The sequence below is a fragment of the Pseudovibrio ascidiaceicola genome (assembly GCF_900114245.1).
GTDB classification, from domain to species: domain Bacteria; phylum Pseudomonadota; class Alphaproteobacteria; order Rhizobiales; family Stappiaceae; genus Pseudovibrio; species Pseudovibrio ascidiaceicola.
Genome location: NZ_FOSK01000006.1, coordinates 1 through 18243, shown reverse-complemented (window position 1 = coordinate 18243; position 18243 = coordinate 1). Strand labels below are relative to the sequence as shown.

The 18243-nt window shown below is 51.7% G+C and carries 20 protein-coding genes; 7 read left to right on the top strand and 13 right to left on the bottom strand.

All coding sequences use genetic code 11. The annotated features are described in order from the left end of the window. Window positions 1-28: 28 nt before the first annotated feature. The gene (locus BM231_RS12320; protein WP_063300303.1) at window positions 29-715 is read left to right on the top strand and encodes a helix-turn-helix transcriptional regulator; all 687 of its coding nucleotides are present in this window, start codon (window positions 29-31) and stop codon (window positions 713-715) included. Between the two features lie 15 nt (window positions 716-730). Here BM231_RS12320 and BM231_RS12315 read toward each other — a convergent pair whose 3' ends face one another. The 4 genes from BM231_RS12315 to BM231_RS12300 form a co-directional block, all read right to left on the bottom strand. Beyond that, on the bottom strand, window positions 731-2341 hold the full coding sequence (locus BM231_RS12315; RefSeq protein WP_093519791.1) for a GMC family oxidoreductase: 1611 nt from the start codon (window positions 2339-2341) through the stop codon (window positions 731-733). A gap of 83 nt (window positions 2342-2424) precedes the next feature. Next, window positions 2425-2892, bottom strand: coding sequence for a DUF1203 domain-containing protein (locus tag BM231_RS12310; protein ID WP_093519789.1), 468 nt, complete (start codon window positions 2890-2892; stop codon window positions 2425-2427). An 85-nt stretch (window positions 2893-2977) separates the two neighbouring features. Further along, entirely contained in the window at window positions 2978-3748 is a 771-nt protein-coding gene (locus tag BM231_RS12305; RefSeq protein ID WP_093519787.1) for a tellurite resistance TerB family protein, read from the bottom strand. Window positions 3749-3931: 183 nt separating this feature from the next. Beyond that, window positions 3932-4399 (bottom strand): Lrp/AsnC family transcriptional regulator, encoded by a 468-nt coding sequence (locus BM231_RS12300; protein ID WP_008551672.1) that lies wholly within the window; start codon window positions 4397-4399, stop codon window positions 3932-3934. A gap of 233 nt (window positions 4400-4632) precedes the next feature. Between BM231_RS12300 and hppD the strand changes: the two genes are divergently transcribed. From hppD to BM231_RS12285, 3 genes are all read left to right on the top strand, one after another. Beyond that, entirely contained in the window at window positions 4633-5745 is a 1113-nt protein-coding gene (gene hppD / locus BM231_RS12295) for a 4-hydroxyphenylpyruvate dioxygenase (protein ID WP_093519785.1), read from the top strand. Between the two features lie 246 nt (window positions 5746-5991). Continuing rightward, on the top strand, window positions 5992-6813 hold the full coding sequence (locus BM231_RS12290; protein ID WP_093519783.1) for a hypothetical protein: 822 nt from the start codon (window positions 5992-5994) through the stop codon (window positions 6811-6813). Continuing rightward, window positions 6794-7843: a hypothetical protein gene (locus BM231_RS12285; protein WP_093519782.1), complete on the top strand. Its 1050-nt coding sequence runs from the start codon at window positions 6794-6796 to the stop codon at window positions 7841-7843. Before BM231_RS12290 ends, BM231_RS12285 begins: the two co-directional genes overlap by 20 nt. Before the next feature lie 93 nt (window positions 7844-7936). On the opposite strand, the gene BM231_RS12280 is transcribed toward BM231_RS12285, so the two are convergent. Continuing rightward, the gene (locus tag BM231_RS12280; protein ID WP_093519780.1) at window positions 7937-9205 is read right to left on the bottom strand and encodes an ArsB/NhaD family transporter; all 1269 of its coding nucleotides are present in this window, start codon (window positions 9203-9205) and stop codon (window positions 7937-7939) included. Window positions 9206-9335: 130 nt separating this feature from the next. Between BM231_RS12280 and BM231_RS12275 the strand changes: the two genes are divergently transcribed. Then, window positions 9336-10574, top strand: a complete 1239-nt coding sequence (locus BM231_RS12275) for an MFS transporter (RefSeq protein WP_093519778.1) — start codon at window positions 9336-9338, stop codon at window positions 10572-10574. Window positions 10575-10774: 200 nt separating this feature from the next. Continuing rightward, window positions 10775-11983 carry an ROK family protein gene (locus BM231_RS12270; RefSeq protein WP_093519776.1) on the top strand — a complete coding sequence of 403 codons (1209 nt, stop codon included), beginning with the start codon at window positions 10775-10777 and terminating at the stop codon, window positions 11981-11983. Between the two features lie 20 nt (window positions 11984-12003). Here the strand turns inward: BM231_RS12270 and BM231_RS12265 are convergent, their stop codons facing one another. The 6 genes from BM231_RS12265 to BM231_RS12240 all read right to left on the bottom strand — a co-directional run bounded on the left by BM231_RS12265 (window position 12004) and on the right by BM231_RS12240 (window position 15923). Beyond that, window positions 12004-12615 carry a GrpB family protein gene (locus tag BM231_RS12265; protein ID WP_244527170.1) on the bottom strand — a complete coding sequence of 204 codons (612 nt, stop codon included), beginning with the start codon at window positions 12613-12615 and terminating at the stop codon, window positions 12004-12006. A 10-nt stretch (window positions 12616-12625) separates the two neighbouring features. Next, window positions 12626-13192: a biotin transporter BioY gene (locus BM231_RS12260; protein ID WP_093519774.1), complete on the bottom strand. Its 567-nt coding sequence runs from the start codon at window positions 13190-13192 to the stop codon at window positions 12626-12628. A gap of 5 nt (window positions 13193-13197) precedes the next feature. Next, on the bottom strand, window positions 13198-13815 hold the full coding sequence (locus BM231_RS12255) for an energy-coupling factor transporter transmembrane component T family protein (protein ID WP_093519772.1): 618 nt from the start codon (window positions 13813-13815) through the stop codon (window positions 13198-13200). After that, window positions 13812-14552 (bottom strand): energy-coupling factor ABC transporter ATP-binding protein, encoded by a 741-nt coding sequence (locus tag BM231_RS12250; protein WP_244527172.1) that lies wholly within the window; start codon window positions 14550-14552, stop codon window positions 13812-13814. The genes BM231_RS12255 and BM231_RS12250 overlap by 4 nt, the downstream gene beginning before the upstream one ends. 246 nt (window positions 14553-14798) lie before the next feature. Further along, entirely contained in the window at window positions 14799-15572 is a 774-nt protein-coding gene (locus BM231_RS12245) for a class I SAM-dependent methyltransferase (RefSeq protein ID WP_093519770.1), read from the bottom strand. A gap of 120 nt (window positions 15573-15692) precedes the next feature. Further along, on the bottom strand, window positions 15693-15923 hold the full coding sequence (locus BM231_RS12240) for a hypothetical protein (protein ID WP_093519769.1): 231 nt from the start codon (window positions 15921-15923) through the stop codon (window positions 15693-15695). Window positions 15924-15965: 42 nt separating this feature from the next. Between BM231_RS12240 and BM231_RS26955 the strand changes: the two genes are divergently transcribed. Continuing rightward, window positions 15966-16133 carry a hypothetical protein gene (locus BM231_RS26955; protein WP_159437963.1) on the top strand — a complete coding sequence of 56 codons (168 nt, stop codon included), beginning with the start codon at window positions 15966-15968 and terminating at the stop codon, window positions 16131-16133. Window positions 16134-16141: 8 nt separating this feature from the next. On the opposite strand, the gene BM231_RS12235 is transcribed toward BM231_RS26955, so the two are convergent. Both BM231_RS12235 and BM231_RS12225 read right to left on the bottom strand, forming a co-directional pair. Further along, window positions 16142-16663: a hypothetical protein gene (locus BM231_RS12235; protein ID WP_093519767.1), complete on the bottom strand. Its 522-nt coding sequence runs from the start codon at window positions 16661-16663 to the stop codon at window positions 16142-16144. A gap of 657 nt (window positions 16664-17320) precedes the next feature. After that, on the bottom strand, window positions 17321-17695 hold the full coding sequence (locus BM231_RS12225) for an MmcQ/YjbR family DNA-binding protein (RefSeq protein WP_093519763.1): 375 nt from the start codon (window positions 17693-17695) through the stop codon (window positions 17321-17323). Window positions 17696-18243: the final 548 nt, after the last annotated feature.

The window sequence follows — 18243 nt, the reverse complement described above, 5'->3', positions numbered from 1 at the left end:
ATAGACATGTTGAAACTGGAGACTGTTCGTGAGCCGCTCTGACCGCTTAATTCGTCTGATGCAAGTCCTGCGGCGATTGCCTTCCCCGGTGACAGCATCAAGGCTGGCCTTGGAAATGGAAGTTTCAGAGCGCAGCATCTACCGCGACATTCAAAGCCTTCGGTCCTCTGGCGCAATCATCGATGGGGAAGCAGGGTTCGGCTACACGCTGACAGAAGACCCCTCATTGCCGCCAATGCATTTTGAAGCTGATGAGGTGGAAGCGCTGGCTCTTGGCCTGCATACCGTCGCTAAACTTGGCAACATAGAGTTCACGTATGCAGCCCAAAATGCTTTGGTGAAGTTGGAAGCAAGCCTTCCGCAAAGTATGCGCCAACGATTGCGGCATGCGACAGTCGGCAGCCACATCTTGCGCAACACGCCTACATCAGAGGCAGACTTCCCCGGTCTTCGCGAAGCAATTTGGAATGAACAGGCGGTGTCTCTGAATTATCTGGACCTGAAGGACCGCCTGTCAAAACGCAAAGTCTGGCCGCTCACCATCTACTTCTTCAGCGAGGTTCAGGCCCTGATCTCTTGGTGCTGCCTACGAGAAGATTTCCGCATGTTCCGGCTCGACCGGATCCAGTCAGTTGAGTTCCTGGAGGAATCCTTCCGCCCCAAACGAGTAGGCTTGCTGCGTGATTACTTCGAACGCGAAAAAGAATGCGAATAACCGCAGGACACTCCCCTAAGCAGCAACCACCGCATTCTTCCGGTCCTCACGGATCATATCAGAGGCTTTCTCCGCAATCATTATTGTCGGGGAGTTGGTATTACCAGAGACGATGCGTGGCATAATGGAAGCATCAACGACGCGCAGGCCCTCAATGCCCTTCACCTTCAGCCGCTCATCAACCACAGCTCCCATGGAACACGTCCCCACAGGGTGGAAGATCGTGGTGCCAATGTCGCCCGCTGCAATTGCAAGATCATCATCACTAACAATATGAGCACCCGGCAGATACTCCTCCGGAGAGAACTCAGCCATCGCGCTGGTCTCCATAATCGTGCGGGTCAAACGCAGACTGTCCGCTGCTACACGGCGATCACTTTCGGCGGAAAGGTAGTTTGGCTGGATCTTTGGATGCGCAATCGCATTGCCAGACCCGATATGAACGCTGCCGCGAGACTCTGGCCGCAAGTTGCAAACACTGGCCGTAATCGCTGGAAACTCGTGTAGCGGATCACCAAACTTATCCAGCGACAACGGCTGAATGTGATACTCGATGTTTGGTGTCTCATAAGAACTGTCGGAGCGCGTAAACACCCCAAGCTGACTTGGCGCCATGGACATGGGACCAGACCGGCTCAGCGCATATTCAGCCGCAATTTTCGCCTTACCAATCAACGAGTTCGCCCGCTGGTTCAAGGTCACTGTGTTTTGAACCTTATAGATACTGCGGATCTGCAAATGGTCCTGCAGGTTCTCCCCCACCTGAGGCTGGTCCAGCACCATGTCGATCCCATGCTGGGTCAAACGCTCACCAGACCCAATGCCGGACAGTTCCAAAATTTGCGGCGACCCAATAGCCCCCGCACTCAGGATGATCTCTCCTGTACAGGCAGCCGAGGCCATCTCACCATTCACCATCATGCAAACGCCAGTCGCACGACGCCCGCCAAACACAAGCGCGGTTGCCTGCGCATTGGTCAGAACCTTCAGGTTCCCCCGGTTCTCAGCTGGCTTCAAAAACCCCTTGGACGTACTCCAACGCACGCCCTTGCGCTGGTTCACCTGAAAATACGAGGAGCCGAAGTTATCACCGCCGTTGAAGTCATCAATTTTCGGAATGCCAACCTCTTCGCAAGCATCACGGAAGCGGTCGAGGATAGGCCACGACAAGCGCTGCTCTTCAACGCGCCATTCTCCCCCTTCCCCATGCACCTCGGAAGATCCGGCATAGTGATCCTCTGACTTCAGGAAGTACGGCAGCACATCATCCCAGCCCCAACCAGTCAGTCCCAGCTGGCGCCAGTTATCATAATCCTGCGCCTGACCGCGCAAATACAGCATTCCGTTGATGGAAGAACACCCGCCCAGCAGCTTGCCACGCGGGTAGTTCAGCTTACGCCCGTTCAGCCCCGGCTCCGCCTCGGTCTGGAACCCCCAGTCCATGCGCGGATTGCCCATGCAGTACAAGTAGCCAACAGGGATATGAACCCACGGATGTTTATCGTTCCCGCCAGCTTCCAGCAGCAACACCTTCACATCAGGATCCTGAGAAAGTCGGTTCGCAACAACGCAGCCCGCTGAGCCAGCCCCAACCACGATGTAATCCCAGGTTCCCAATGCGCGCATGCCGGCCCTCCCAAGCCCTAAGTCTCTTTGTGGCCTAGGATAGAAACTGAGCCGGAGGTTTGCACTAGTAAGATATGTTTAGATCACCCGCGATGAGCCACCGCCGCAAAGCAACCGCGCCGTGCATAATGCATTTGAATGTAAGAGACATCCGGGTTCTCAAAGAAGCCTTCCAGCATCGGTTTGATATCGGCCCCTTGCGCGATATCAGCTTCAATCATCATGTGGTTTGCATCAAACCCGCGCAGCGATAACAAGCGAGAGGAAAGCGACACCGGAACCTCATTCTCATACGGCGTTGCATCCGCTGCATTCTCGCGCACAAAAATCGCATGAGAGGCTTTGTAAGGCGTGTCATTTGGCTGGTAAGCATAGTTCAGCAAAAACACCCGCTCCCCAACTTCAGCGTCATCCAGTGTGACACGGCAGGGGAAACCCGGTTTCTCATCAGCCACGTAAACAACCACATTACGCTTTGCCAGCTGCTCTTCGCTCAGGCCATTCAATGCTTCAAACTCGTTGGATTTCAATCCAGAAATAAAAAAAGCCATAGGTCACTCCTCAAGTTGGGAGCAACCTATGGCCTTCCGCAAACCGTAACCACCCGATTTGCGAGCAATTCAAATATCAGCGCATTCAGGCTTGCGCTTGAGCCGCCGCAATCGCCTTGTCCAGCTCCGTAACCAAACCACTATCCAGCTCCAACCGTGCAGCAAGCATCATCAGATAAGCCTGCTCTGCCGGAAGGTTCGGGTCAATCGCAAGACGGGATGCAGTGTAAATCTCAGCAGCTGTTTCCGGGCAAGTCGCAAACGCCACCACACGGTCAATGTCCAGCGGCGCACGCATCTCATCCAGCACAAACGCTTTTTCTTCAGCACCCAGACCAAGCTCATCCAGCTTCTCAAAAATGCGCTGCATTTCATCGCCGTCCACAGTGCCATCTGCCTTGGCCGCCTGGATCATCGCAACGATCAGCGCCATAGCAAACTCTTTGGCATCGCCAGCACCTGCATCCGGGTCAAACGCAGTACCAGTCGGGTCCGGCAAGGCAAGCGGTTCTGGTACAGGTACAACGGTTGCGGGCGTTGCCTGTGCCTGCGCAGAACCATGAGGCGCAGCTGCACCGCCGCCGCCATTGTTCTTACCGTCTTGCCATGTCTGGAATGCTTTGTAGGCAAGGCCACCAACCAGCGCCATGCCGCCGTATTTCACGGCCTTTTTGCCAAGTTTCTTACCCTTCTTGCTACCAAGAAGGTATCCGGCCAAACCACCAGCAACGGCACCACCAGCAAGGCCACCAGCATTGTTTTTGATGTACGACTGCCCTTTGTCCAAAGCACCACGGGCCTGATTGCCTCCGTTGGAACCTAAGAACTGATCAAGAAGTGCCTTGCTGTCGAACATCTGTAAACCTATCCCTTTGCTTTTGGACGTTACCCGTCAAATCTCTATGGAGATGGGAACCCAAAGTTTTCACTTCAAGATGCCCCATCCCGCAAAAACACAACCTGACAAAATTGTAATGTTTGACAGCGTATTCCCGAAAGGAGGACACCGGTTTTCGGATTAGAATACGCATCAGTTAATCTACTGCCCAAGCGGCAAATGATTGTCGTCCCGCAGAGTATCCATCGCGATGGAGCTGCGCACATTCTGCACCGCTTCATGGGGCAGCAGATCATTGTTGATCACCTCGCTCAAGGCCTTCAGATCTTTCACCCGGATCTTGAGCATGTAATCCATGTCCCCCGTCATGGCGTAGGCTTCTTGCACGCTTGGGATGGTGCGCACCAAATCTCGAAACAAGCGGGCGTTTTCCTTGTTGTGCGTGGCCAGCGCCACCCCAACAAACGCCATCACATCCAGCCCCAGATATTCCGGCGAAAGATCAGCCTTATATCGGCGGATCACCCGCTCCTGCTCCAACCGTGTCCGCCGGCGCGAAACTTGAGAGGCAGAAAGGTGAATCACCTCCCCCAATTCCTGATTGGTCTGGCTGGCGTCTTCCTGCAGCGCTGCAAGTAACTTAAGGTCAAACTGGTCAAGCTCAATCATCATTCGCACCAAATCAACATATGACGCACAATTTGTGCATATACTGCGTGATTTTACGTAAGAATGCAAACCTGTCGCGCCACAGATATTTCAGAATGACTCTAAATTGCAGTGTATCGCCGAAAAGTGGGAACCGGTTTTCGGACAAAGATACGCAGAACGAATAGGAAGGCAGTTTTCATCGTATCAAACGATGACAAACAGCCTTCATCGCCTTGTTTGAGGAGGAACAAATGGGCCCATTTCCGCATGATGCAGGACCAGCTGAGATTACAGCAGAAAACCCTGCTGGCACCGACGGCTTCGAGTTCGTTGAATTTGCCCACCCAGAGCCGGAAAAGCTGGACGTTCTCTTCCGCCGCATGGGTTTTGCGCCTGTCGCAAAGCACAAAAGCAAAAACATCACGCTCTACCGTCAGGGTGATGTGAACTACATCCTCAACGCCGAGCCAAACAGCTTCGCCTCCCGCTTCATTGACGAGCACGGCCCATGCGCGCCGTCCATGGCATGGCGTGTTGTGGATGCACAAAAGACCTTTGAGCATGCGGTCAGTCGCGGGGCGGAAGCCTACACCGGCTCCGACAAAACTCTCGACGCCCCTGCAATCAAAGGCATCGGCGGCTCCCTGCTCTACTTCATCGACAAATACGGCGACAAAGGCTCCGCCTACTCACAAGAGTTCGACTGGCTGGGCGAAGCGGATGCAAAACCGACCGGCAAGAGCTTCTATTACCTCGACCACCTGACCCATAACGTCTATCGCGGCAACATGGACAAGTGGTGGGCATTCTACCGCGAGCTCTTCAACTTCAAACAGATCCATTTCTTCGACATCGATGGCCGCATCACCGGCCTCGTCAGCCGCGCGATCACATCCCCATGTGGCAAAATCCGCATTCCGCTGAACGAGTCCAAGGACGACACCAGCCAGATCGAAGAGTACTTGCGCAAGTACAAGGGCGAAGGCATCCAGCACATCGCGGTTGGCACCGATGACATCTATGAGGCCACCGACAAGCTGGCAGAAGATGGCCTCAAGTTCATGCCCGGCCCACCACAGACTTATTATGACCGCAGCGCCGAGCGCGTAAACGGCCACACCGAGCCACTCGACCGCATGGCCAAACACGGCATCCTCATTGATGGCGAAGGCGTCATTGGCGGCGGCATGACAAAGATCCTGCTACAGATCTTCTCCAAAACCGTCATCGGCCCAATCTTCTTCGAGTTCATCCAGCGCAAAGGCGACGAAGGCTTCGGCGAAGGCAACTTCCGCGCCCTTTTTGAGAGCATAGAAGAAGACCAGATCCAACGCGGCGTCATCAAACAAGACGCAGCAGAGTAACTAGCAGTTGACCTGCTAGAAAAAAGACCGAAAGCGACGGGGGCGCTTTCGGTCTTTTTTGGTTTCAAGAGCACTTATCCTCCTTTAAGTCAGATTTGAGACAACAACTCGTCACCAAAATAATCCTCAGGTATAACTATAATATAACTAGCTTTATTTTTTCATTCTCCGCAGTATAATGTAAATATTGAAAACAATATAATTACAATAGTTTTACATTACCCACTTGAACACACGGTAACACACATGAGCTCAGATGCAGTCGATCACCCAAACCCTTCGGCAGCTTCACCTAAACCTGCTGATGACCCCGTTGTTGAGAAAATCGGAATATTTCAAACCATCCTGGAATTCTTTGCGGCAGGTGGCATTGAAATTAGACGAAGTGCGATGCCGTTTGTTATGACGCTAATAGCTCTGGGTGCTGGATATGCTTTCTTCTTCACGCAAATGAATACAGTGAAAGAAGAACTATCTGAGACGATTTCAACTCAACAAACGAGTTTTGAGGATGAGCTGATATCTGTAAAAGAGACGTTTTCAATTGTACAAGCAAATTTCAAAAATGAACTGAAAGCTGTAAAGAATGAAACACTATACAATTCCAATAACATTGATCACATTATCCGGTCCTTATCCGATCAGCCTGATGGATTTTGGATACAAAATATAAGTTTTTCCAAATTTGAAGAAAGCAAAGAAGTCATACTTCCTCTGACGAAAGGAGACAAAATTTCTCTGATGATCAATATTGGAGATGCTTACAGAAACAGCCTTAAGAATCTTCTTTTGTTTCAACTTAATGGCCAAGTTGTAGATCGATATAGAGATACTCACGCGCAGAACTGGATGAAAGCCAAACCGTTCATGCGAGGGACTCCAATCGAAGTATTTGAGTTTGAAGAGTTGATAACTGAAAGACCAGAATACCAAAAATTTGATTTCCAACTCAAGCCACCTGAAAATATCGGAGCACATTCAAATCTACTCGATAAACCGATTTCAATCCTATTTTCAGTTAGACGAGCATTGAGTCGTCAGGCGAAGAATGAAACCGGTCAAAGATAGAAAAGTGCTGCCAATGTATTTCATCAACCCTTCATTTATGAATCCTTTTTCATCATTGGTTCTATATAGTTGGATGCTATTTCCATTGCTTTCCGGCACTGCATCAGCAGAAAACAGTGTTCAGGCCGACAAAATGAACTGTCATCCGAGTTCGTGGACAGAGGTTGCACCCGCACTTGAGAAAAAACATGCTTGTATAAAAAAAGAAGGAACCCCCATAAACTTAACTATCCTTAGGTTTGCCTTGTCAGAGTTCAAGTTGGAGTTAACTGGATCTAGCGAGGCAGGTGAGGTGCCGAGCATCATTGATGTTGACCGTAAAGACGAAGACCCTACACTTGAGTTCAACATAAAATCTGTGGTTCAAAATTCGCCTGAGGCACTTGTGATTGCCGCAGCTGGGTACCCTCAAAACAACGAGTTGTTTATTCCTTCAGGATACCTTCGTATCAGTGGAAAAAACCTTGCATCTCAAGATACTAGAAGCAGCTTTAAGAGTGCTATTCTTTGCTTAAATGAAGGTGATGGCAAAGGCTCACGGTTGGTCGTGTTTAATGCATTTGAAAACTATACGCCAATCACACTGAACCAACGAGTTACTAACCCTGACAACTGTAAAGATGTTATTCAAGCAGGGCCACGGATCATTGAATATCGCGCACGTAAAGGAATTAAAGGCCCTACCGAAATAAAGCAAAATTTTACAGTACTCGGACAAGGCAACGGCCCAGCATTCTATGGCTATATTCTTTACAATCACACGCTTTTAAATCTATTCGAGTTACAATCAATCCTGCTTAACTTACAGGACTTTAGCGATGCAAATGCAAAAATGGATACTGATAAAAAGATGCGAGTTGCAACTGTAATTGCAACCTCAGAATTTTCTTCTTTAGCCATTAAGAAAACGTTGAATCAGAGCACAAGCCAATCTGCAGCTAATGAGGCACCGGATCAGTTAGATCAGTTTGAGTTAATTGGTAAGACTGATATTGACCAACCAACATTCCTCAGAATTCGCAAAAACTAATCCCGTTAGCAAGAGCAACTGAAAAAGCATTAATTATTGAGAGATAATAAGCCAACTGCTTGAGAAGACGCCACCCAACCAAAGCCCCAAAACTCACCCCAATACCAACGCCACCAACCCCACAATCCAGCCATAGCTCACCGCCACGCAGAACACCGTAATCGGCAGCATCCACCAGCAGAATTGCCAGAAGGTGAAGGGGGTGGCACCGAATTTCTCAGCTTGTTGGACGACGATGACGTTGCTGGCGGCGGAGATGATGAAGAGGTTTCCGGCCACGGTGGAGATGGTGGAGAGCATCATGAAGGTGGCGGTTTCGCCGCCATCCAGCAGCTTCAGGTAAAGCTCCACCACAGGCACGTTGGAAAACAACTGGCTGGCCCAGAAGCTCACCAATGCAGTCACGGTCAGATCCCCCAGTTCCCCCTGCAAGGAACCAAGCAGATACTGCAAAGAGCCGGACTGGTAGAGCGCCCCAGTCACAATAAACATGGCCACGAAGAAGATCAGCGTTGCCCAGTCCACTTCCTTGAAGACCCGCAGTCGCTCATCCCCCGCCAGATAGATCGGCAAACAAGACACCAGCCCCACCCAGCCAAATGGCAGCGGGCCAAGGTGAAAGTACGTCCGGCCCAAACTATCACCCGTGATGATACCCACCAGCAACAGGGCGGAGACCATCGCAGGCCATTGCCGACGGCTCACCTCAACCGCCTCTGCCTGCGTTTCCACCTCTTCAGATACCAGTGTACTCTCGTCCGACCCATTCTTCTTCACCAGCTGATGGAAGCGGAAGAAAACAGCCACAAGGCAGATGGCCCCTGGCACCAGAGCCCACACAATGAACGTTGCCAGCATATTCTGAAAATTGGCGGCATTCACCACCAGAATATTCTGAGGGTTTCCAACAGGGGAGACCATGGAACCAACCGTCACCGCCGCACACAGCGCCACTAGCACCACCGACAGCTTCCATTTAAACGCACGGCTCAGGATAATAGCGATCGGCACGCCAATCACCGCCGCTGCATCATTGGTCAGCACCGCCGCACAAATCGCAGAGGCCACAATGAACCACAGCAGCGCCACACCAGCGTTGGCCCGCTTCAACAACATATCCGCGATGTCCTGCGAAAGCCCGGTATCATACAGCGATGAGGCAATGCTGAACACGGCAAACAGATAGAAGATCAACTGCCAGTCCACCGCATGAAACGCAGCCACAGGCTTAATCTCTCCCAGCATCAACAACACAACCGCCCCCGCCAGCATGATGTGCCAGATCCGCACCATGGGAGGAAGCCACTGGCGCACCGCAATTCCAAGGAAGATGAGGGCGGAAACAGCAAGAGAAACCGACATGCCTCACCGTAGCCATCGTGGTTTGACAGCAGCTTAACCACCACTCCCACAATCGAGCGAAATCCTTGGCAGCTCTTTAGAGACCTCTCACTTATTCTCAAGCCAGATCACACAACATCCTAAGGTCTCCATGAAACTCAACAAGGCAATGCTTTCGACGAACTTCTTCGCCGGCGATGTCGTGGGTGGAATTGGGCCTTACCTTGCAATCTACCTGCTCACAGGCCTGCACTGGTCCCCCGGCAACATCGGCATGGTCCTCGCCATCGGCTCGCTGACAACCGTTGCCTTGCAAACACCCGCTGGCGCCTTCATCGACAGCACCCGCAAAAAACGCCTGCTCCTCGCCTCCTGCGCCCTGCTCATCGGCTTCGCGACCATCTCAATCCTGCTGTTCTCGCAGTACCCGGTGGTCATCTACATTGCGCAGATCTTCATGGGAATTGCCGTCGCCTTCGTCGGCCCCTGCATCGCCGCCATAACTCTGGGCATATCAGGGCCAGACCATTTCACCGTGCAAATGGGCGCTAACCAGGCTGCTAACCACTCCGGCAATGTGTTTGCCGCCATACTGGGCGCAGGCCTCGCACTGTGGATCTCGGCAGAAGGCGTATTCTGGCTTGTTGCGCTCATGGCCGTCGGCATGGCCATCAGCATTGGCATGGTCAGTGGCTCAGCCATCAACCACAACGCAGCCCGTGGCGGCTTGCACCACAATCCCGGCGATGGTGATGAACCATCCACCGTCAGCACCATTCTGGCAGACAAACGCCTGCTCACACTGGTGCTTTGCGTGTTCATGTTCCACTTCGCCAACGCCGCCATGCTGCCATTGGTCGGGCAAAAGCTCTCGGTCAACTCCAACGTCAACATAGGCGTCGCCTTCGCAGCAACCTGCATCGTCGTGGCACAGTTCTGGATGACCATCATGTCCATCATCTGCGCCGCCAGAGCCGACATATGGGGCCGCAAACCACTCTTCCTACTCGCCTTCTTCATTCTGCCCATTCGTGGCATGCTATTCATGTGGCTGGAAGACCCTGTCGCACTCATCTCCGTTCAATCTTTGGATGGAATCGCCAATGGCATCTTTGGCGTGATTATCCTGCTCATCGCGGCGGACCTGACCCGCGGCACAGGCCGCTTCAATCTGGTGCAAGGCGCCCTCGCCGCTGTGGTAGGCATTGGCTCCGCCGCCTCTAACTTGCTGGCAGAAGAAATCGTCCAGTTCTTCGGCTATTCCCCTGCCTTCATCACCCTCGCGATTCTGGCCTTCATCGGTGGCGCCATGTACCTGTTCCTGATGCCGGAAACTTTGCCAGCTCAAACAGATAAAGATGACGGAACAGCACCTCAACAAACGAGCTAGGACTTACGAATAGGTCACCTCAACTTTCGGGTGAAAACGCTGATTTATACGATTACTCCCTTTATTTACTGGTCCTCAAATACTTATGCTTATCTCGTCAAACAAAAAGAACGCGCTAGAAAACAAATGTTCAGAGCCTGAAGCGTGAATGCAAATGAACGCGGACATGCTTTGAACACACAGTGCAGGCCAGTACTCGAATGATCGAAAAAGCCAGTAGAGAGCAGGTTCGTCGCCAAAACCGGTTCGTGGTGTTGTCCACGTTGCGGCGTCACACCACTCTGGCCCGTGTCGACCTTGGCCGGCTAACAGGCCTCTCTCTTGCCGCCGTCACCTCCATCACCGCTGATCTGAAGGACCGCGGCCTGATCACAGAGGTCGAGGAACAGCCCAATCCAGATGCCAACACCCGTGGCCGTCCGCGCACCTATCTGCGTCTGCGCGATGATGTGGCCCATGTGGTTACGGTTAAACTCTCAGTAGACCGCGTTTCTCTTGCGCTGGTGGACTACACAGGTCACCAGCATGCAGAAGCCAAGTTCATGGTGGAGTCCTCAGATATGGGTGGAGAGGCATTCATCACCCTGCTCGCCCGCGAAATCAAAGCGCTCATGAAAACAGAGCCGCTGCTTGCCCGCACTGTCATGGAAATCACCGTGGCAACCCAAGGCATCGTCGGCAAGCGCAATGGCTCAATCATCTGGTCACCCACCATTGCAGAACGACAGGTGGAACTCACCGCCAAGCTCTCCAAGACCCTCGGCATCACCTGCACGCTTTACAACGACACCAACATGATTGCCGAGGCCCTGCACCGGCAGGACACTGAGAAGTACAGCGGCAACTTTGTGGTGGTGTATATCGACCGCGGCGTCGGCATGGGCATCTTCATCAAAAACGCACTCTACCGTGGTGAAACCGGAGCTGCCGCAGAATACGGCCACTCACCATTTACGCCAGATGGAGCTGCCTGCAGATGTGGCAAGAAGGGCTGTCTGGAAGCCTACATCGCCGACTATGCGCTCTACCGTGAAGCCCAGAAGCTGCCCAAGGAAACCTCTCCCTCCGCCATGTTCTACGGGCCGGAGTACATTCAGAACCTGCGCGCCAGAGCCCGCATAGGTGATGCACAGGCACAAAAGGTCTTCACAGATGCAGGCTTCGCTCTGGGCGTCAGCCTCGCCCGCACCATTTCCCTGCTGGACCCAAGCCGCATCGTCCTCACCGGCAAAGCCATGCAAGCCTACGACCTCTTCAAACACGGCATGAACAAGGGGCTGGAAAGCGGACTGCTTGCACCTTTGCTGGACTCAGTCAACTTGGAAGTGCTGCCATGGGATGAAGATTTCATCCTCCAAGGCCTGCTCATCAAAGCCCTGAAGCACCTGGACGAGGCACTTGTTCACTAAACGCCAAGGCACAGCTGCAATCAGTTGCTGCTATCGGGTTTTGCCTCCAGTATGGCGTCAATGAACGGTGCTTTACCAGCTAGATACTCTTTGATGCCATCAGTGTTTTCTGCCTCTAGCTTAAGCTTGAGGCACTGATATTGATCTTTCAATTCAGCATCCTGACGAAGCAAATCGCGGAAGCGCAGCATTCTAGAAATCTGCGAATGTCCTGTAGGACAGACATGCACTTTATGAGTCCGAACTCCATCAACATCCCGCCGATAGAAGTAATGTTCCGGCGAAAGATCTTTTCCTCGAGAATAGCCCAATGAACGCATAACGTTGTCTACTTCAGATGTGCGCTGCTGGCTGGAAACTTCGACCAGCATATCGATTTCAGGCTTTGCTGCTAATCCTGTGATCGCTGTACTGCCAACATGATAGATCGTAACAAGAGTATCTCCGAAAGCACCCGAGATACGTCCTCTTTCCTTCTCGAACATATTGGACCAAGCCGGATCAAACGCAGTAATTTTGCTGGTTAGCGCCAATGTCTGCCTCTCAGAAAAAGCATTGCTAGTTATATTACAATCGCGCAACTGATCAAAGAAAAAGCCGGCCCCAAAGGAACCGGCTTTCTCAAAATTCATTGTAGCTGACTTAGTTGCGTGACAGCATTGCAGAAGGCAATCCGCGCGCAATTGTGTGCGCAACAACAGCAGCAAGAGCAACCTTGATCAGGTCACCCGGAATAAACGGCAAGCTGCCAACCATGATGGCTTTCTCCATGGACATACCAGCTTTGTAGGCCAACACCGGCACACCGAACGCATGCACCACAACAATGCCGCCAACGACGCCAGATACAACCGCACCAAACACAACGTTCATGTTGCGCATGGCTTTCATGATCGCACCAGTGACAATCGCACCAACAAAGTAACCAGCCAGATAGCCTGCGGTTGCGCCATAAAACACCCCGATGCCACCGCGACCACCAGCCAGGAACGGCAGACCAAGCGCAACGAGGAACAGCAGCAAAGCAACGGCAAGCCCACCACGAACCGGGCCAAGCATCATGCCAGCCAGCATCACACCAAGCGACTGCGCTGTAATTGGAATTCCACCAGCAAGACCCAGCTCAATCTTGGGTACCAAACCCAGAGCCGCAATCAGCGCCGCATAAAATGCAATCTGAACAAGAGAACGATCGCTAGACATAGTCATCCTATCTATTTCTTATCACGGTCAAAGCCGTCAGCCCCACCTCGGGCTGTCAAAGCTTCGGCAACATGATCTGTCATTTTAATCGCGTGTAATGCAAATGGGGCAAGCAAGCGCCAGCTGTTGGCGTGGGCTGTTCTGGCTTTATACGCTTCTTGCAGCGACGCATAAACCGCCAGCAGCACCGGAACAAACCGGATAACCAAGGCTACTGCCAGCGAGACGCGTCTTGGGGAGATGCCAAACACACGCAGAGGCCGGAACAACGGTTCCACCGCATCCATCAAGGCCTCCATATGCGTTGTTATACTAATAAAATTGGCAAGGAGCACCATCGCCAATAGACGCAACACAGCAATAATGCCCTGCTCAATATCACCCAGGAACACGTGCACCAAAAAGATGATCCCCATCATCCAGAGCAGCGGGCGCACCACCTTCACCTTCTCCAGACCCTGCCTGCCAAGCGTCGCATAAAGCGCCACCACAAACAGCAGCAAAGCAGCAGAGAACCAAAGCGTGTTGAACGGGATGATCAGCAAACTCAGCACAAACAGAAAGATCAGCTTCACTCTGGCAGGAAGCCGATGCGCCCAACTGTTACCTGCCATGTAAAGGGAGATCATGCGCGCGCTATCCCTTCAAAATGAAGGTCCGCGCCAGAAAGCTCATGCTCCTGATAGGCTGCCAGCACATCTGCAGGCACACCAAATTGCTTGAGCTTGCCATCCTCAATCCAGAGCACCTTGTCATAGTCACTCAGCGCATCCAGCTCATGGCTGACAAAAAGGATCTGCTGGTCCAGCCTCTCCAGTTTCCGCCGCAAGGCTGCCCGCGTCCGCATATCCAGACTGGAAAACGGCTCATCCAGCACAACCAGCTTCGGCTCCATAATAAGCACGGCCAGAATGCAAATCAGCTGCTTTTGCCCTTCAGAAAGCTCGTGAACCGGACGCTCTGCCAACGGCTCAATGCCATGGTCGCTCATCAACGCGAGGCTCTGCACCTTTGCATCCACCTTGCTGACACCAATCTGGCGCAAACCAAAACTCAGCTCTTCAAGCGCAGTGGGAAAAATCAGCTGATGGTCCGGGTTCTGGAACACAAACCCCGTCACCCGTGCAAGTTTCTTCGCACCTTCCTCAGCAGAAACACCATGAACACGCAAAGACCCGGCACTCACCGGCAGCAAACCGTTCAGGCTGCGCACTAGAGTGGACTTGCCAGACCCGTTCCGGCCAATAATCCCAACCCGTTGATCCGGCAGTACAACACTCAGATCAGAAATGATCGTCGAACCACTCCGCTCAATGGAAACATAGTCAAAAATGATTGTTTTTGAAGTGTCGTTCACGCTGCTCATCGCCTGCCAAAGGAGTTGCATTCCTATACACAATGCAGAAAACCCACGCTATGGAAATCTGTAAGCTCTAGGCTGTCTATCTCTGCTCGACAAACCTTTTCCTATGTGCCACGTTCGCACCCTTTTCAGCAAATTATCAACTTAGAGGTATTGCCATGTCAGCCGAGCAGTTTACCGATGCACTTGTCGCCAACCATTGAGACCAGAACGCAGATCAATGGAAAAAAGACGTAGACGGTACGAAGCTCATTTCATTGTAGCGATCGTCAAATGAGTTTTGACTTGAAATGTCAGTTGCCCCTCTTGATTAGCATGAGGCTGCAAAAGGGCTTTAAGTTCATTGTAAAATTCGTGGCGACGCGAACCCAGCTTTACCAGCGCAAAAGTATCACGCGAATGTTGGCTCCAGATAAAGTCCTCAACAGTTTGCCGGAAAGGCTGCGAAACATACTCATTGGTTTCACGGATATTGATGTAGTCCAAATGTTTGGTTTGGGTCGCCCGCCATCTATTAGAATTAAACTCTTCACCTGAGATTTGAGGCACCCATTTTTTCAAAAATTGTTGCCACTCATCTTGCCACGGCGGCTGAAACGCTGCATCGCCCTTGATGATTGCAAGAAGATGATTTTCACTTAAGTGCTTTGCAAGTTTAGGGAACAGTCTGCTTGGCTCCATCCAGTGAATGCTTGATGCAAAGGTGACTGTGTCAAACTTACCCGTTAATGGTGCTTCTTCTGCTACAGCCTCCACCCACTCAAGGTTGTCTGCACTACCATCTTCCAAGGACCGGCCTAACTTGATCATGTTAGCGGATGGGTCTACGGCGCAAACATGATCAAAAACTTTGGTCATTGGTCTGGCAATTTTGCCCTCACCGCAGCCCAAATCCAATAAGCGGTGTGTTGCAGAAGATCGATCGATGATGCACTCGTAAATTTGGTGAGCATAAGGAGGGCGGTGCGGATAAAAACCAACAACTTCAGATGCTTTGAATGTTGCGCCGGCAATGTCTTGCAAGGGAAACTCTCCGGGTAAGACACACCATCCCTAGCCTCGTTATCAAGAGAGAGCAGGTATGCTTTAAGTGAATGAAGCTACTCAACTGCCCCGCGCCGCTTGAGTGATCCGAATTGAAAGTTAGTGCATAGTTGGCTTTTGGTCCACAAGCATGCTGCTCCTGCGAATGCCTACACGCCGTTGAATGGCGGCAATGGGCTCAAAGAACCTAATCGCCCATGCAACCAGCTCCAACGCAGGCTTTCCTGGCAAAAAGACAAGGAAGGAAACACAACAGGCCTGATTGTCTCCAGGTACTTCGACCAAAGCCAATTCGCAGAACAATAGAAGTTCGCCCGGCGCGGAGACCATTCAGAGATCCAGCGCTTCAGCGTAGCCAGATTCCCTTTTACCTTGAGCGACTATCTGAACCCCATCATCAAGGCAGGCCTTCAAATCATAAAGTTTCAGGAGCCCAAACCAACAGAAAAAGCGATCCGGCAGATACCGCGCTTCCACCTCAGGAAAGCTCTCTCCGCTTTCCTCCTGATGGTCAAAGCCATCAAGTCCGCCATGGCATAATCTAAAAGCTAGGCTAGTACATCCCGCAGGGAGGCAAGCCAGCCCTTAACTTTTGCAGACACTTTCGCCTGATCCAGATTTTCAAAAGAATCCCAGCTCCAGCCGTTCTCAGGGCAAAGCTCATCTAAAAATGCATGCAACTCTTTTTGCTTAGCCTCTGGCAAAGGTAACTTAGCTGCATGCCTCAGCAACAACACCTGTTCCTGAAGCCGCAAAAACACCCAGAAGGCTTCCATCATAGGCCGTAGTAAATGCGGCTGTGTCTGCCACGTATTGCCAGAAAACAGATCCTGCGTGACAACCGGCCCAGCCCCATGACAGTGAAACTGAACACAGCCCATGTACCCGGTCGTCGCCAGATCAGAATGGATCTTGCAGGTCCCACAATTCTCAAGATTTCGGCAAGGCTCACCTGCAGCTTTATCAAATGGGAAAACACTCGACTTATCAAAGGCAAGCGCCACACAGCACAGCGCTGCGCATTTCTCACAGTCAGCTTTCAGCCGGTCATCAAGTTGGTTCAGATCCATAGCGTCTTATTGGCACAAAACAGAAGACAGCGAAAGCAATCTCAAGTTTCGGAGGGATAGAGGGTCTCTCACCCATAACCCACTCTATTTAATGGGCTCCAATCAAATGCCAAGAAATCAGCAAACACAACGCCCAAGAGCATGGCGTGTGAAGCTTCGTATATGCGGCACCGAGCACCGAGCACCGAGCACCGAGCACCGAGCACCGAGCACCGAGCACCGAGCACCGAGCACCGAGCACCGAGCACCGAGCACCGAGCACCGAGCACCGAGCACCGAGCACCGAGCACCGAGCACCGAGCACCGAGCACCGAGCACGAATGAACGCGGCACTCTGCAAAGACAAGCTTATGAGTAAAGAAAGAACCTCAGAGGGGGATAACTTTTATTTGCAGATGCCAGCGTAACATCCGGAAAGCGGGCATAAAAAATAAGGAGAATTCCACGGGTGAAATATATGCCCGCAGGATGGTTCGATGATAGAGCCTTACCCCATTCGAACTCAAATGCGCGCAGTGCAAAAGCAAGACACAAAACCACTCAATAAGAACCGCGAGCAACGCACATTTCACGCAAATAACGCAAATCAGCACAAAAGAACGCAAACCTTAAAATCAGCACGAACAGCCATTCATAACTCTACGCGATCAGGCACCTTCAAGCTGCGACAAACCCAATCTCCTTCTGCAGTTTCTTGGTCAGTTTCTTCGCAATAATGCTATGCGCCTCAAGAACATAATCCTTGATATCTTCATCAGCCATCGCCTGTGCAGTCTCAATCTGAACCCACTTCGCCCGAGCCAGATAAGGCGCTGGAATAATGCCCTCTTGTTCAGTCAGGATCTGATAGGAAAGCTCCGAACATTTAAAACTGATCTTGATCCCTTTCATCTCCGGCCGGTCCTCTCCCCAGTTAGAACAGATCGCAAAGATCTTCCCCCCAACCTTCCAAACCGAAGCATTCCCCCACTGAATGACATTGCTCGTCCCAACCAAAGACTTGCAATAACTATCAAACTCATCCCGCGTCAACGTAGTCTCTCCCTCGCAATCAATAAAAGGCATCAAACACAGCCAATAATTGCAACGAAGATAACACAATCAATATGAAACTCAGCAACTCCTAAACCAACTGCCAGATTTGCCTAGTGATAAGGAGTACCCATCATACACACTCACTCCTATTCGCCTGAAGTAAGCATAGATCAGCTCTGTCCCGATTGCAGGCAGCCCATAGCATCGTGCTGTTACGGGCTCAGTCCCACCGACTTACATCCTGACACAGATCTGCCCTCTACATTACCTTCGCAAGCCAAGCAGACATAGCGGAGCAATCCAAGTACACACACCGCCAGCAAACGCAGATAGCAACTCAAAGTCGTCCCGGCTTCCGTTTAGCTCAATCACGCAACGCAAGGCATCAACTCATAAATGCTGCGACTTGATCGCCTGTTGCAGTCGCATTTAAGGTCAAAGCCGCGCCTCTTCTACAGGCTCGTTGCACGGCACCAGCTCATAAATACCGCGGCATGCTCGCCTGTTGCAGAAGTGAATGAGGTTTAAGGCATACCCTTCCCACA

Bases quoted from the DNA above. Each gene is read 5' to 3' on its own strand.
- BM231_RS12265 (WP_244527170.1), bottom strand. From the start codon at position 12,615: ATGAATTTTGAGAAAGCCGGTTCCTTTGGGGCCGGCTTTTTCTTTGAT.
- BM231_RS12275 (WP_093519778.1), top strand. From the start codon at position 9,336: ATGAAACTCAACAAGGCAATGCTTTCGACGAACTTCTTCGCCGGCGAT.
- BM231_RS12235 (WP_093519767.1), bottom strand. From the start codon at position 16,663: ATGGATCTGAACCAACTTGATGACCGGCTGAAAGCTGACTGTGAGAAA.
- BM231_RS12280 (WP_093519780.1), bottom strand. From the start codon at position 9,205: ATGTCGGTTTCTCTTGCTGTTTCCGCCCTCATCTTCCTTGGAATTGCG.
- hppD (WP_093519785.1), top strand. From the start codon at position 4,633: ATGGGCCCATTTCCGCATGATGCAGGACCAGCTGAGATTACAGCAGAA.
- BM231_RS12270 (WP_093519776.1), top strand. From the start codon at position 10,775: ATGATCGAAAAAGCCAGTAGAGAGCAGGTTCGTCGCCAAAACCGGTTC.
- BM231_RS12285 (WP_093519782.1), top strand. From the start codon at position 6,794: ATGAAACCGGTCAAAGATAGAAAAGTGCTGCCAATGTATTTCATCAAC.
- BM231_RS12305 (WP_093519787.1), bottom strand. From the start codon at position 3,748: ATGTTCGACAGCAAGGCACTTCTTGATCAGTTCTTAGGTTCCAACGGA.
- BM231_RS12315 (WP_093519791.1), bottom strand. From the start codon at position 2,341: ATGCGCGCATTGGGAACCTGGGATTACATCGTGGTTGGGGCTGGCTCA.
- BM231_RS12260 (WP_093519774.1), bottom strand. From the start codon at position 13,192: ATGACTATGTCTAGCGATCGTTCTCTTGTTCAGATTGCATTTTATGCG.
- BM231_RS12240 (WP_093519769.1), bottom strand. From the start codon at position 15,923: ATGGTCTCCGCGCCGGGCGAACTTCTATTGTTCTGCGAATTGGCTTTG.
- BM231_RS12290 (WP_093519783.1), top strand. From the start codon at position 5,992: ATGAGCTCAGATGCAGTCGATCACCCAAACCCTTCGGCAGCTTCACCT.
- BM231_RS12250 (WP_244527172.1), bottom strand. From the start codon at position 14,552: ATGAGCAGCGTGAACGACACTTCAAAAACAATCATTTTTGACTATGTT.
- BM231_RS12310 (WP_093519789.1), bottom strand. From the start codon at position 2,892: ATGGCTTTTTTTATTTCTGGATTGAAATCCAACGAGTTTGAAGCATTG.
- BM231_RS12255 (WP_093519772.1), bottom strand. From the start codon at position 13,815: ATGATCTCCCTTTACATGGCAGGTAACAGTTGGGCGCATCGGCTTCCT.
- BM231_RS12300 (WP_008551672.1), bottom strand. From the start codon at position 4,399: ATGATTGAGCTTGACCAGTTTGACCTTAAGTTACTTGCAGCGCTGCAG.